Origin of the sequence: Methyloceanibacter marginalis (assembly GCF_001723295.1) — a bacterium.
GTDB classification, from domain to species: Bacteria; Pseudomonadota; Alphaproteobacteria; order Rhizobiales; family Methyloligellaceae; genus Methyloceanibacter; species Methyloceanibacter marginalis.
The window spans coordinates 1-12,605 of sequence record NZ_LPWD01000096.1; the positions used below are offsets into that span (position 1 = coordinate 1).

At 60.4% G+C, this 12,605-nt stretch carries 16 protein-coding genes; 9 read left to right on the plus strand and 7 right to left on the minus strand.

Annotation, left to right across the window (positions count from 1 at the left end):
- Positions 1-478: 478 nt before the first annotated feature.
- From AUC71_RS22555 to AUC71_RS04330, 4 genes are read right to left on the minus strand one after another with little or no spacing between them, the layout of a single operon-like run.
- A complete protein-coding gene (locus tag AUC71_RS22555) occupies positions 479-634 on the minus strand; it encodes a cytochrome P460 family protein (protein ID WP_204376627.1) in 156 nt (51 codons plus the stop codon).
- Entirely contained in the window at positions 574-783 is a 210-nt protein-coding gene (locus AUC71_RS22560) for a hypothetical protein (protein WP_425283353.1), read from the minus strand. The genes AUC71_RS22555 and AUC71_RS22560 overlap by 61 nt, the downstream gene beginning before the upstream one ends.
- 20 nt (positions 784-803) lie before the next feature.
- On the minus strand, positions 804-1,043 hold the full coding sequence (locus AUC71_RS20155; protein WP_204376625.1) for a hypothetical protein: 240 nt from the start codon (positions 1,041-1,043) through the stop codon (positions 804-806).
- A 56-nt stretch (positions 1,044-1,099) separates the two neighbouring features.
- The gene (locus tag AUC71_RS04330; RefSeq protein ID WP_069623272.1) at positions 1,100-1,597 is read right to left on the minus strand and encodes a YHS domain-containing (seleno)protein; all 498 of its coding nucleotides are present in this window, start codon (positions 1,595-1,597) and stop codon (positions 1,100-1,102) included.
- Positions 1,598-1,764: 167 nt separating this feature from the next.
- On the opposite strand from AUC71_RS04330, the gene AUC71_RS04335 reads away from it, so the two are divergent.
- Positions 1,765-2,334, plus strand: a complete 570-nt coding sequence (locus AUC71_RS04335; protein WP_069623282.1) for a TetR/AcrR family transcriptional regulator — start codon at positions 1,765-1,767, stop codon at positions 2,332-2,334.
- A 394-nt stretch (positions 2,335-2,728) separates the two neighbouring features.
- Positions 2,729-3,106 carry a hypothetical protein gene (locus AUC71_RS04340; protein ID WP_069623273.1) on the plus strand — a complete coding sequence of 126 codons (378 nt, stop codon included), beginning with the start codon at positions 2,729-2,731 and terminating at the stop codon, positions 3,104-3,106.
- A gap of 640 nt (positions 3,107-3,746) precedes the next feature.
- On the opposite strand, the gene AUC71_RS04345 is transcribed toward AUC71_RS04340, so the two are convergent.
- On the minus strand, positions 3,747-4,040 hold the full coding sequence (locus AUC71_RS04345; RefSeq protein WP_069623274.1) for a hypothetical protein: 294 nt from the start codon (positions 4,038-4,040) through the stop codon (positions 3,747-3,749).
- A 228-nt stretch (positions 4,041-4,268) separates the two neighbouring features.
- On the opposite strand from AUC71_RS04345, the gene AUC71_RS04350 reads away from it, so the two are divergent.
- The 4 genes from AUC71_RS04350 (at position 4,269) to AUC71_RS04365 (ending at position 7,165) form a co-directional block, all read left to right on the plus strand.
- A complete protein-coding gene (locus tag AUC71_RS04350; protein WP_069623275.1) occupies positions 4,269-4,829 on the plus strand; it encodes a TetR/AcrR family transcriptional regulator in 561 nt (186 codons plus the stop codon).
- Positions 4,830-5,143: 314 nt separating this feature from the next.
- On the plus strand, positions 5,144-6,115 hold the full coding sequence (locus AUC71_RS04355; RefSeq protein WP_158007694.1) for a patatin-like phospholipase family protein: 972 nt from the start codon (positions 5,144-5,146) through the stop codon (positions 6,113-6,115).
- Between the two features lie 115 nt (positions 6,116-6,230).
- Complete coding sequence (locus AUC71_RS04360) at positions 6,231-6,635, plus strand: ankyrin repeat domain-containing protein (protein ID WP_141701444.1); 405 nt, start codon at positions 6,231-6,233, stop codon at positions 6,633-6,635.
- Positions 6,632-7,165: an ankyrin repeat domain-containing protein gene (locus AUC71_RS04365; RefSeq protein WP_069623277.1), complete on the plus strand. Its 534-nt coding sequence runs from the start codon at positions 6,632-6,634 to the stop codon at positions 7,163-7,165. Before AUC71_RS04360 ends, AUC71_RS04365 begins: the two co-directional genes overlap by 4 nt.
- A gap of 3 nt (positions 7,166-7,168) precedes the next feature.
- Here the strand turns inward: AUC71_RS04365 and AUC71_RS04370 are convergent, their stop codons facing one another.
- Complete coding sequence (locus tag AUC71_RS04370) at positions 7,169-7,786, minus strand: c-type cytochrome (RefSeq protein ID WP_069623278.1); 618 nt, start codon at positions 7,784-7,786, stop codon at positions 7,169-7,171.
- A 70-nt stretch (positions 7,787-7,856) separates the two neighbouring features.
- Positions 7,857-9,464, minus strand: coding sequence for a pyrroloquinoline quinone-dependent dehydrogenase (locus AUC71_RS04375; RefSeq protein ID WP_244500797.1), 1,608 nt, complete (start codon positions 9,462-9,464; stop codon positions 7,857-7,859).
- A gap of 635 nt (positions 9,465-10,099) precedes the next feature.
- Here AUC71_RS04375 and AUC71_RS04385 point away from each other — a divergent pair.
- The 3 genes from AUC71_RS04385 to AUC71_RS04395 form a co-directional block, all read left to right on the plus strand.
- Positions 10,100-11,116, plus strand: coding sequence for an ABC transporter substrate-binding protein (locus AUC71_RS04385; protein ID WP_244500798.1), 1,017 nt, complete (start codon positions 10,100-10,102; stop codon positions 11,114-11,116).
- Positions 11,117-11,164: 48 nt separating this feature from the next.
- A complete protein-coding gene (locus AUC71_RS04390) occupies positions 11,165-12,139 on the plus strand; it encodes a PQQ-dependent catabolism-associated beta-propeller protein (protein WP_069623281.1) in 975 nt (324 codons plus the stop codon).
- A 77-nt stretch (positions 12,140-12,216) separates the two neighbouring features.
- On the plus strand, positions 12,217-12,605 hold a 389-nt coding region (locus tag AUC71_RS04395; protein ID WP_204376626.1), incomplete at its 3' end, for a D-alanyl-D-alanine carboxypeptidase family protein.

The following is a 12,605-nucleotide window of genomic DNA, read 5'->3' on the forward strand; positions in this document are numbered from 1 at the left end:
GCCTAAGCGATTGGCTCGGGTGGCAGTTCGGCCAAGAGCCTGGCAAGCTGCGCCTGCGATCGCGTGCCGGTCTGAGAAAGACTGCCTTCAGATGGCGTTCGGGCGGGCTCGGAACCTCGATACGACCGATCGCGCGGAAATTGGCGCTGCGCTCTTCGCGGGTCATCGATCGCTCAGTCTCGTATGTCTTGCATGATTGATAGGTTCAAGTGGGGTCTCGGTGACAGGGCAAGCCGTGAGATAACCTCGACATACGGAGGGTTCATATTCAGCTTCTTGGCCAAGGCACTATCCGAAACGAAAGTGAGCAGAATGGCTAGAGCGCGTATAGCGATTATCCTTTTCTGGCCAGACGCAGATCGGGCCGGTATGGATCGAGATAGTTGCCGCTGGGTACCTGATCTGCACTTTCTTTTTGGATTATGATGTGTCGCTCCAGTCAGTCGCTTCGCGAGACACTCAGTAGTGGCATGGCAGGCTAGCGCTTTAGAATCGGATAGCCCTGGACATAGATGAGATCCTGGCCGCGTGCCGGTTCGTGGCAGCCTAGACAGTCTTTCCGATAGTCTGTCGTTATAGTTTTCTGTGTTTCGGTACCCTCGTAGAACGCCCAGCCCCATCCGTCGCCCCACAGCGGCGATTCGCGGCGTGCCTGTCTGTCTTATCCTTGACCATCACGAAGCGTCCCTTGAGCGTGTCGGCATAGCTTGCGATGCCGGTGGTCAAGGCTTCCGTATTAGTGGCGAATACGTCCTTGACCAGGATGGCACCGTCGGGAAACACACCGCTTTCTCGATAAATCTCTACGCTCTTAGGTTCCGCATAAACACATGCAATTCCTTGGCCCCCTTTTCAGGGTCGTCAGCGCGGACCGAGAAGGAACCGAGCAAAACCCACTCCCGCTGGTAGTCGGCAGCCGGCACATGGAGAAGAGACTCCAACTCCGACCTGGTCAGAGAACTCTCAATTCCGGATTGCGCGATGGCAATCGCGGCGAATGGGACGATCGCAAACAATACGATCGCGGCGAATGCTCGTTTCATTGGAAGATCCTCTCCTATGGATAAGGCGCACCTCTCCGGGAGCGCCTCATATAGGTTCAGTTGATTTCTGAAGGCAGCTTATCCGCGAGGTCTGGCCAATTGGCTTCGGCCTTCTTGATCGCGCCGGGCACATCCTCCAGCCATGCCTTCTGGATATCGGCATCGAGGTTGAGGTACAGCTTGCCGTCGACGATCTTCCAGTAACGGGGGTCACCGTCGAACTTGGCGCCGACCGACACGCCATAAGCGCAGTAACCGCCATAAGCCGGCTCGTACTTGTCAGGACTGGCCTTGAACGCATCTAGATTAGCCTGCGAAACGAAGCGATAGGTCGCTTCCTCATGCACGACGGCGAACTTCGCATCGCCCTGCACTGGCTTACCTTCGTTGAAGTAGGCAACGACATCGAAGCCATGCACCGCGAGGCCTGGCGCAGGATCACCATCGACGATCACGGCGCCTGTCGCCGTGTTGACTTCGGGACCGGCGAAAGCAGGCGCGGTAAAGCCGACCCACGCGGCGAGTGCCGCACCAATTAAGACAGAAGTTTTCATAACGGACTCTCCATATTGACGTTGCAATTGCGAAAGGACCCAGAACCGGGCCAAGGTCTTTCCTATCGCTATTGGGAACCAAACAGTCAATAATAAATTCTTCACAAGCGCGTGAGATATTGACCGAATGGTCTCCAACGTATATGTCGACAGCGGAGATCCGAAGAATGGCCAGACCGAGAGAATTCGATACAGACAAGGCGCTTGACCGCGCCATGGGCGTATTCTGGGCGAAGGGCTATGAGGGCGCTTCGCTTCAGGACCTGCTCAAGGCGATGAAGATCGCCCGTGGCAGCCTGTACAAAGCGTTCACTGATAAGCGCAGCATCTACCTCGCGGCGCTCGACCGCTACGAGAAGACAGAGGTCGACGAGGGCATTGACGCTTTGCGCAATCCCGACGGCGGTGATGGGCTCTCACGCATCCGCGAGATGCTCGAGGATGTAAAGGGCGATGTCGCGAGGCGCGGCTGCTTCATGTGCAATGCGGCCATCGACCGGGCGCGGTTCGACCCGAAGGTCGAGGCGAAGGTGACCGCAATGCTATGGCGGTTGCAGGACGCCATCGCCGTGGCGCTGAAGCAGAGCAAGAAGGGTGCCCGGTGGTCGGCCAAGCGTCGTGCGGCAACGGCGGCTCACATCCTCAACACCTATATAGGCTTACGCGTACTGGCGCGCTCCGGCTATCCCGCTGACGGCCTTCAGGCGATCATCGACGCTTCTTTGCGCGAGCTCTAGGCGGTCGCTGCGAGCGCCAAACCCCTTTTTTCTCGTCGGTTAGGGACTGAACAGTCAATAACTCACGCACTCGTGAATGCGCGTTTATTGACTGAACGGTTCCAAATGCCATATCAGCATCTCGCATCCTGAAACCAACCTCTCAAGGAGAACGACGATGCTGAAGACCATTCTGATTGCTGCCGTCCTTGCGACCGCCGGCGTGGCGCCGGTGGCTGCGGAGGGTTACCCAAACCTCTACGCCACCAACATGGGTCGCTAAGGGCACAGAGGGTGGCCGCAACCCCCGCGGCCACCCTCGCTTCGTCGCAAGAACACGCACTGGAGAGCCCTTTGATGACCAGTGCGTTGCGAAAGCCCTGTGGCCCCTGATCGACAACGAAGGAGTACAATCATGGATATCCGCTTCGTTACCCGCAAAATCCACGCCTACCTTGACTACCCCGTAGCCTTTGCGCTGATTGGCTTGCCCTTCCTGCTCGGACTAGGCGCGAGTAATCCGTTGGCCCTCTGGCTATCGGTCGCCACCGGTGTGGCAGCTTTGGTTTTGACCGTTCTGACCGATCACGAGACCGGCATTCTCCGTGTCGTGCCCTATTCGCTGCATGTCGCGGTCGATTTCATGGTGGGACTGGTATTTGTCGCAGCGCCATCCCTCTTTGGTTTTTCAGGACTGGATGCCTGGTTCTACTGGCTCAATGGCGCAGCAGTACTAACTGTGATCGCGCTTAGCCGCCCCTTGTCAGAGGCGCGAGAACCGCTGTCCGCCTGAACAGGGGCCAAGCTGTTACTGCAGCCGCAGTTCTGCAAAGCACGGCGGCGAAATTACCTTTCGCCGCCGTGTATCTACAGCGTGAGGATCTGCCGACCTTGGCACGCAGCAGACATCAAGAGCATGCACGTTTATGTCGAGACAGGCGGCCGTGTCCGGGTTCGGCACAATCAGCTCCCTGGTCATGAAGGTGATCGTCGGCGTAGTGATGATCGTCTGGTTTCTGGTAGATGTGTTCTTCATCGGCTGACGCCAGCCAGTAGGGAAACGGCCTTCTCGAATACGGCTCATCAACTGCGCACGTGCGGCCCATGTCGGACGTTGGCAAAGGCTAAGTCTGCGATCCGGTCTCGGCATCGCTGCCCCAAACCTAAGCGATGCCTTCCTCCCTGTTAGGCTCCGTCTTACGCTGTTCAGTCAGCGAAATTCCCTGTTTCGATTCCTAGGGAATTCGGAGGTAACGCGTTGAATTTCACGGTGAATGGAAGGCTGATATCGCTCTTGAGCGGGTCTCAGGGCGTATTTCCCAGTATTTTCCCGTAGAACAGGGAACCCGGGTGCGGAGATGGGTTCGCCGATGACTGCCTCCACCGCCAGACCTACGCCGCACCGAGAGCGGGCCGCTCTTGCGCTTCTGGCTCTAGTCGGCTTCCGGCCCCGGCGCGCCCTTGGACTCGACGCAGATGCTTGGGGAGAGATACTCCCGGAGCGGGACGTCCTTCTTCCAGACATTTTCATAGAAGCTGGCGGGCCAGATCAACGCCCCGATAATGGGAGACGGGTAGTTCGCCGTGACTTTCGGGACCATGCGCGGGGGATCGCAATGGGTTCCCGTGAAGCGCTGGCCCGCAACGATCGCGATGCCGATGACAAGATATAGGACGATCGCGTTCTTCAAGACCTTGCCCTCCGTCGCAACGCGGTCGAGGGCCAAAGGAACGGGCGCCCCCACCCGGCGATTGATAGGGCCGAATATGGCGAAGGAACAAGTGAGGTTCAACGTGGCCAAGCCCTCCGCCGGCCGAGGCGCGCTCGGCTTCAGCGTTTAGCGCGTCCCTTTCGAATGAGGAGCCCAAGTCCGTTCGCAGCTTGACAAATGGAGCTCTGAAAACTATACCGACCAGACGGTAAACTATACCGGCTGGACGGTTAGTCTCAAATCATGCCCCAAGCGGACCGCCGCATCTCCAATTCAAGGGAAGACATTCTCGACGCTGCTCAGCGCGTGGCGGTTAGAGAGGGCCCGGCCCATGTCACGCTCGACGCCGTGGCCCGCGACTGCGGCTTGAGCAAAGGGGGCGTTCTCTACAACTTCCCGAGCAAGGACGCACTCATTTCCGGGATGCTGGAACGTCTCATCGGGACGATTCGGCTCATCATCGAACAGCATCGCGAAGCGCGGAAGGGGCAGCCGAATCCAACGCTACGTGCGGTGGTCGCGGCGTCGAAGTTTACGGACGAGTTCGATCCAAATGTCCAAATGGCGATCCTGGCCGCCGCCGCTCAGAACCCCGAATTGCTGGAGCCGCTGCGCGCGGAATTCGCCGAGCAGTACGCGAACATCCAGCAGGAAGCCAAGGACCCCGACCTCGCCATGGTGTTGTGGGCCGCCACACACGGCCTCATGTTCCAGACGCTCCTGGGGATCGCGCCCTTTCCGGCAGAACGCCAGAACGAACTGATCGATCGCCTCCTTGCCCATATCGAGAAGTCAGCGCGATGAAAGGCGAACGTTCACTGTCGCGCAGGCTGTCACGACCGGCCTCGCGCTGCTCCTCGCAGGCCGTATGAACACAACGACATCCTCCTAGTGGCGTGACCATGAGTAAATGGCGTCGCAGGGTTCTTTCGACCGCTTTGGTCCTTGTTGTTGCCGGCTGCGCTTCCCTGCCTCGCGATCCTGTCCCCGCCCAATTGGCCGACAGAGCTGCCGTTCTCGATGGCACTCAGTTCCGCTACTGGGGCGATGAGCTCCGGACATGGACGGCCTTGCCGAGTCGTGGGAGCAGGCAAGAGCACGCAGACCCCACCTCCAGAATGGCACGCCACCGGCGATCAAGTTTCCTCGCTATTTCTGGCGGTGGGTCTGACGGCGCATTTGCTGCCGGGCTGCTGGTGGGTTGGACCTCACGGGGAGACCGCCCCGAATTCGACATCGTGACCGGCGTCAGTGTTGGCGCGCTCACCGCGCCGTTCGCATTCCTTGGCCCGCGCTATGACAAAGCGCTGAAAGCGGTCCACACGACCTATTCCACGGACCAGCTGGTCAAGAAGCAGTTTGTGCGCGGCCTTCTTGGAGGGGAGTCACTCGCAAGCAACGCTCCGCTGGCCAGGGTCATCGCGGCCTATATCGACGAGGACTTCATACGCAAAGTGGCCCATGAACATAGCAGGGGCCGCCGGCTGCTGATTGGAACCACCAATCTCGACGCTCAGCGGCCGGTCGTTTGGAATATGGGGCGCATTGCCTCAAGCGGCCATCCCCACGCGTTGCAGCTCTTCCGCAATGTCCTTCTTGCTTCCGCAGCGATTCCCGCCGTGTTTCCACCCGTCCATATTTCGGTGCATGTTGAAGGCCAGCTACACGAGGAAATGCATGTGGATGGTGGTACCACCAATCAGGTGGTTCTATTTCCCATGCAGATCAGAAGTGACGGGACCGATGCGAAGCTGGGCATAAGGCCCACCCGCCGCCTGTATATCGTGCGCAATGGACGCGTCACGCCCGAGTTCCAAGTTGTGAAGGCAAGCACCTTGGCGATAGCGGGCCGCTCGATTTCCACCCTGATCAAGACACAAGGCATCGGCGACCTTTACCAGATGCATGCATCCGCCCAACGCAATGGTATCGACTACAACCTCGCCTACATCCCCGGTGATTTTCCCGACACCAGCACGGAAGCCTTCGATCCGATTTACATGGCCCGGTTGTTTGAGCTCGGCGCCAAACTCGGACGAAGCGGTGGTGCATGGACCAAGACCCCGCCTCGACTCGGCGCCCACCCATGAGAGACGAAGCCCATACCCCCGGAGGCGACCGCTCTCATTCTCACCCTTGGACGGGTGGATCATCCGATATATTCATCTGCTGGCGGCCCCATTCCTGAGCCGCGAGGAGTTCAATATGAAGCCGTGTCCGATCCCCGCCTTTCATCTTGCGCTTGGCCTGGTCCCGGCAATCCTCTTGCTGTGTCCCGACTCGGCCCTGGCCAACCGCCGGGCCTGCCAAAATCTCGAGCAGCACTACGCGCAGATCCAGCGCGGCGCGGGAACTGTGCAGATCAACAACACGTTGTTTGACGCCACCGATAAAGGCTGCCCCGAACTGGCGGCCTTGGCTCTGAAGGACGGCGCATCCCTTGAGGCGCGCGACAGGTTCGGCGCGAAGCCTTTGGCGCACGCAGCCGCCTCGGGCCAACCGGACTTGGTGGCCTTGTATCTGGATCACGGCGCTCCGATCGACGCGCGAAATCTCGACGGCTCGACCGCGCTCTTGAAGCTGCGGAGGCCGGACGCCTGGAAATCGTGAAGCTCCTGGTCGAACGGGGCGCCAAAGTCGACCTTCCGGGCCGCAGCGGCCTAACGCCGCTCGAAGCCGCCGCCTATATGGGCAGCGAACCGATCGTCGCCTATCTCATCGAGAAGGGAGCCGACCCGAACTGGATCGACGCCACGGACAAGACGGCTATCGTTTACGCGGCGGGGCGTGGATTCCTGCCGGTGACCCGGCTGCTTCTGGACAAGGGTGTCGATATCAACGCCCGCTACGGCAACGATCTTACGGTGTTGATGTGGACCGCCGGGCATTCGAGCGAGGCAGGTGTCCTCGATATCGTCGATGTTATGAAACTGCTTCTAGACCGCGGCGCCAACATCGACGATCGGGATAACCGCGGCCGCACGGCGCTCATGATCGCGGCCGAGCTGAATCATGCCGCCGCCGTCGATCTCCTTCTGGAACGCGGCGCCGATAAGAGCCTGCGCGACGACCAAGGCAAGTCAGCCGCCGATCTCACCTCGCTGACGGCGCTCCGCGAAAAGCTGGCGGCGGCACGCTAGCCGTCAGCGGCCTCCGCGGCCGATATATTGATCGACCTGCAAGCCCGCCAGGTATTTCGAGAGCGGCTCGAGATCCTCTTTCGGCGTCGCCTTCATCAGATCCGACATGCCGGGATTGTTGCCGCGCGAGCCGTCGCGGAATGCCAGCATCTGGCTCAAGAGATATTCCTGCCACTGACCCGCGAGACGCGCCGTCGTGCCGTCGCCTTGGAAGTGATCAAGATGACAGCCGCGGCAGCCGATCGACTTTGCGGCAGACTCGGCCTTGGCGGCAACGTCCGACGGCGCCGACGGCTGGCCGAGATTGGGCCACTTCTTGTTCGTGAAGTAGGCTGCAAGATCGTACATGTCCTGTTTTTCGAGGTCCGCGACGATGGGCTCCATCAGCGGGCTCTTGCGCGTGCCCTTCTGGAAATCGCGCAGCTGCAAATAGAGATAGCCTTCGTCCTGGCCCCAGATTACAGGCGTCGTGTTGTTGATCGGCACGCCGTCGGCACCGTGGCAGGTGGCGCAGATCTGTGCCTTCTGCTCGATGTCGTCTGCGGCGATGGCGCTGCCCCCTATCACCAGGGCGGAAGCGAAGAGCACGGCAATCGAGGCCCAGCCTGAAATTCGAAACATTCTTGTTACTCCCCGCAGGGTAGACATGGAAAAGGACGGGGCACGATCATGCCCCGTCCTCTCGTTCTCGCTAAGCGGAAACGCGATCAGTCGGCCGTGAAGGCGATGATGTTGTTGCCACGCTTGAAGTCGATCTGGGTGTTACCACCCGCACCGACCACGATGTACTCCTTGCCGTCCACCGAGTAGGCGGCAGGTGGTGCGTTGACGCGGCGCCGGCGAAGAACGACCACAGCACGTCGCCGCTTTCGGCATCATAGGCCCGGAACCAACCGTCGCCTTCACCCGTGAACACGAGCCCACCGGCCGTGGCCAACGCGCCGCCCATCATCGGCAGCGGCGTCTTCTTCTGCCACTTGATCTTTCCGGTGTTGTAGTCGACGGCAGTGACGTTGCCGAACTGCTCGGAACCCGGGATCACCTTGAAGGCGCCACCGAGCCAGAGCTTGCCGCCCGGATAGGGCGAGCTCTCGACGTGGTAGGTCATGGGCTGATGCAGATTCACCGCATAGCTCAAGCCCAGGTCGGGGTTGACCGCCATGGGTGACCACTCCACGCCGCCATTGGCGCCGGGAAGCATCTTGGCACCTTCAGGCGTCGGCAGCGTCCACATGCCCGTCTGGTCCACCATCGCTTCGGAGAAGCGGATGAGGCTGCAGTCGTCGCGATTGTGGACGTAGACATTGCCGGTCTTGCCCGCGTGGATCACGCCGGGGACCGTCTTGCCGTCCTTGTTCTTCACGTCGACCAGGATCGGCGGGCTCACAGAGTCCAGATCCCAGACGTCATGAGCGATGTATTGGAAGTGGCACACATACTCGCCGGTGTTGAGGTCAACCGCCACGAGCGAGTCCGTGTAGAGGTTGTCGCCAGGACGGATCGAACCGTCGAGGTCGGGCGACGGATTGCCGACCACGAAATAGATGCGCTTCTTCTCGAGATCGACAGCCGGGTTCTGCCACACACCGCCGCCGAGGGTTTTGTAGGGGTCGCCCAGCTTCTTGAGCGCCGCCTTCTCCGCCTCGATATCGCGATGCATATCCTTGCCCGTGGCGTCATGGGTCGCCCAGACGCCAACGGAGTTCTCCGGGATCGTGTGGAAGTTCCACACTTGCTTGCCGGTCTCGGCGTCGTAAGCGCGGACGAAGCCGCGGATACCGTATTCACCGCCATTGGTGCCGATCAGGATCTTGCCGTCGACCGCGGTCGGCGCCATCGTCTCCGAGTAGCCCAGTTCCGGGTCTGCGATCTGCGTTTCCCAAACAAGGCTGCCGGTCTTGGCGTCGAGCGCGACGAGCTTGGCGTCGAGCGTGCCCATATAGACCTTGTCTTTATAGATCGCGACGCCGCGATTGTTGGGACCGCAGCAATAGGTCGTAACCGGACCCATCTTGTGCTTGTAGTGCCAGAACTGCTCGCCGGTCTTGGCATCGATCGCGTAGACGTGGTTGAACGACGTGGTGACATACATCACCCCGTCGACCACGATCGGCGTCGTTTCCAGTGACTCGACGACCTCGGTTTGGAAAATCCAGGCCGGGCGCAGCTTGCCAACATTCGACTTGTTGATCTGCTTGCCCTGATAATACCGGGTCTGCTCGTAGTTCAGATTGGTGTGAAGGTTGTTCTTCGTGTCCGTCGCCGCGCCACTCAGCATGTCCTGCGACACGGATGGCACAGGCGCCTCTCGCGTTGTGGTCGTCGCGACGGTTTCAGTTTCAGCTCCAGCCAAAGCCAGAGTCGTTCCGGCAAGGCTAAACGCTAGCGCGCCAACAATCGTGGCGGCTGTCTTACAGCTCCCCATGTTTTCCTCCTTGGGTGCACCCGATTCAACCGGCCTGACTGGCCGGTAGCTCCAGACGGGTTCGCACCAGAAGCGTGCGCGCCGCTCGGGAAGATGTCAATAAATCCATGCCAAAAGTCCAACGACAGACGGCATGTACGTAGCAACATGTACCTGTTATTCCCGTTCAAGTTGCTACGTACACCACGTCAGAACAGGTAGACTTCCCGGCCGCATCCTCGCTCGTCGAGAGATCCTTGGTGTCTCAGCAGGTTATCGTATGGCGTTCCATGCTCCCGCCGGTATTTCCGGAACACAGAGGCAGACTTGGAGATGTCTGCTTATTGCGGGATTTCTGGGCTTTTGTCTCTCCGGCACCCTCCCCGCGGTTGCGGTGGAGGATGGGCCAAAAGCAGCAGCGGACAAGCCCACTTTGGTCCCAATCGGCTACCTCAAACAGGAGGTGGAAGAACTCATTCCCCTGTCGCGGCTGAACGAAGCCCCAAGACCTGGGCATCGCCGGTGCGGAGATCGCTCTCAAGGACAACAACACGACCGGGAAGTTCACCGGCCAGAAATTCACGCTCGATGTCGAACGTGTCCCGGTCGGCGGAGACGCCGTCGCCGCGCTTCAAGACCTCGTCGCGAGCGGCCACCAGTTCGTTCTCGTGGACGCGCCGGCCGATGTGCTGCTGCAGCTTTCGGACTCGGTCAAAGGCCAAGACGTCGCGCTCTTCAACGTCAGCGCACCGGAGGTCCGCCTGCGACAGGAAGATTGCCGTGCAAACATCCTGCACACCGCGCCCGACCTCGCCATGCTTGCCGATGCCCTGGCCCAGTATTTGGTTTGGAAGAAGTGGCAGCGCTGGCTCGTGGCGAAGGGCGTCTCGCCGGAGGATAAGGAGTATCTCGAAGCGATCCGGCGATCCGCCAAGCGCTTCGGCGCAACCATTGTCGAGGAGCGCCCTTATGAGGTAACGCCGGGCGCGCGCCGCTCCGATACCGGCCAGCAATTGATCCAATTGCAGATGCCGGTCTTCACCCAAGGCGCACCAGACTACGATGTGCTGATCGTGGCCGATCGCCGGGGAGTTTTTGGACCTTATTTGCCGTTCCGCACGTGGGACCCGCGCCCCGTTGCCGGAACCGCGGGCCTCGAGGCCATGAGCTGGCATCCGGCGCACGAGCAATGGGGCGCCACCCAGATGCAGAACAGGTTTCAACGTTTCGCCCACCGCTTCATGTTGCCCTTGGATCACCAAGCCTGGATCGCGGTTCGCGCCGTGGGCGAAGCCGCATCGCGAACCCAGTCGGGAGACTACGCGCCCATCAACGCCTATATCCGTGGGGACAAGTTCGACCTCGCGGCGTTCAAGGGGCAGAAGGTCACCTTCCGCAAATGGGACGGCCAACTCCGCCAGCCCATCATTATCGCAGGACCCGAGTTGCCCGTGTCGACCTCGCCGCAAACCGGCTTCCTGCACGAGCACGAAGAGGTCGATACGCTCGGCATCGACGCGCCTGAGACCAAATGCAAACTTCAATAAAAACGAGCCGGCACCGCGCCTTGCTCATAATGTCCCCGGGAGGGAAACGTGACAGCATCACGCCTTGCAGCATTTCTCATCGCAGCGGCCTGGTTGGGCTGGAGCGCCGCCCCGGCGCACGCCTATACCGTCTATGTCTCCAACGAAAAGGGTAACTCCCTCACTGTCATCGACAGCGAAACGCTCCAAGTCCTGACGACGATCCCCGTAGGTCAGCGTCCGCGCGGCATCATGCTGTCCAAGGACGATAAGACAGTGCTCATCTGCGCGAGCGACTCCAACACCGTCCAGGTTCTTGATGTCGGCACCCGGCAGATCGTAGCCGAGCTCCCGTCCGGACCCGACCCGGAGCTGCTGAACATTCACCCCTCCGGCAGTCCGATCTATGTGGCCAATGAGGACGACAATCTGCTCACCGTCATCGACCTCAACACGAAGGAGGTGCTGGCGGAAGTCGAGGTTGGCGTGGAGCCGGAAGGCGTCGGCGTCAGCCCTGACGGAAAGACCGTGGTGGTGACCTCGGAGACCACCAATATGGCCCATTTCATCGATACGGAGACCTATGAGATCACCGACAACGTTCTCGTCGGGACGCGGCCGCGCTCGCCGAGTTCACTGCAGACGGCGAGCAATTATGGGGCTCGGAAGGTGGCCGGGACGGTCTCGGTGGATCGACGCCAGACCCGAAAGATCATCAAGGTCATCGACTTCGAGTCCCGGGGGTGCAGCAGATCTATATCCAGCCCGTCGGCGTGCGCGCCAAGGACGGGACGAAAGGCCTTCGTGGCTCTGGGTCCCGCCAATCGCGTCGCGGTCATTGACGCCAAGACATTCGAGGTCGAGGACTATCTTCTTGTGGGAAAGCGTGTCTGGCAGCTCGCCTTCACACCAGACCAGAAGTTCCTGTTCGCGACTAATGGGAACAGCAACGATGTCTCTGTGATCGACGTGGACCGTCAGAAAGTGACCAAGTCGATTCCGACGGGAACCGCACCCTGGGGCGTGACGGTATCGCGACAATGAGCCGTTCGACGAAATCATGCGGGCTGGTGGCCGGCTGCCTTGCGGCGGCGTTCGTGACACTGTTCGGGGGGAGAGCCGTGAGCCAGGAACCCGTCGCGCCGCCGAAAGTCACCGCGGCCTCCGTGTTCGTGATGAATGCCGACACGGGGCAGGTTCTCTACGCCAAGAACCCGGACAAGGTCTTTCGAATCCTGAACCTCACCAAGCTCGTCACGGCCTATATCCTGGTCGACCAGATGGGAGACCGGCTGTCGGAGACGGTGGAGATCGACCGGCCGCATCTGACCGGAGGCTCCTCGGCCGGTCTCAAGCGGAACGACGTCTGGACCTTGCAGGACCTGCTCTACGGCATGGTGCTGGTGTCCGGCAATGACGCCTCGCTCGCCATTGCCGACCATGTGGGACACGACCTGCTCGCCCGGGAGAACCAGCGCGGCGATGCCAGGAAGCGTTTTGTCGAGGAGAT

Coding starts and splice junctions, on each gene's coding strand:
- AUC71_RS04335 (WP_069623282.1), top strand. CDS start 1,765: ATGGCCAGACCGAGAGAATTCGATACAGACAAGGCGCTTGACCGCGCC.
- AUC71_RS04370 (WP_069623278.1), bottom strand. CDS start 7,786: ATGTTTCGAATTTCAGGCTGGGCCTCGATTGCCGTGCTCTTCGCTTCC.
- AUC71_RS04330 (WP_069623272.1), bottom strand. CDS start 1,597: ATGAAAACTTCTGTCTTAATTGGTGCGGCACTCGCCGCGTGGGTCGGC.
- AUC71_RS04350 (WP_069623275.1), top strand. CDS start 4,269: ATGCCCCAAGCGGACCGCCGCATCTCCAATTCAAGGGAAGACATTCTC.
- AUC71_RS04340 (WP_069623273.1), top strand. CDS start 2,729: ATGGATATCCGCTTCGTTACCCGCAAAATCCACGCCTACCTTGACTAC.
- AUC71_RS04360 (WP_141701444.1), top strand. CDS start 6,231: ATGAAGCCGTGTCCGATCCCCGCCTTTCATCTTGCGCTTGGCCTGGTC.
- AUC71_RS20155 (WP_204376625.1), bottom strand. CDS start 1,043: ATGAAACGAGCATTCGCCGCGATCGTATTGTTTGCGATCGTCCCATTC.
- AUC71_RS04355 (WP_158007694.1), top strand. CDS start 5,144: ATGGCACGCCACCGGCGATCAAGTTTCCTCGCTATTTCTGGCGGTGGG.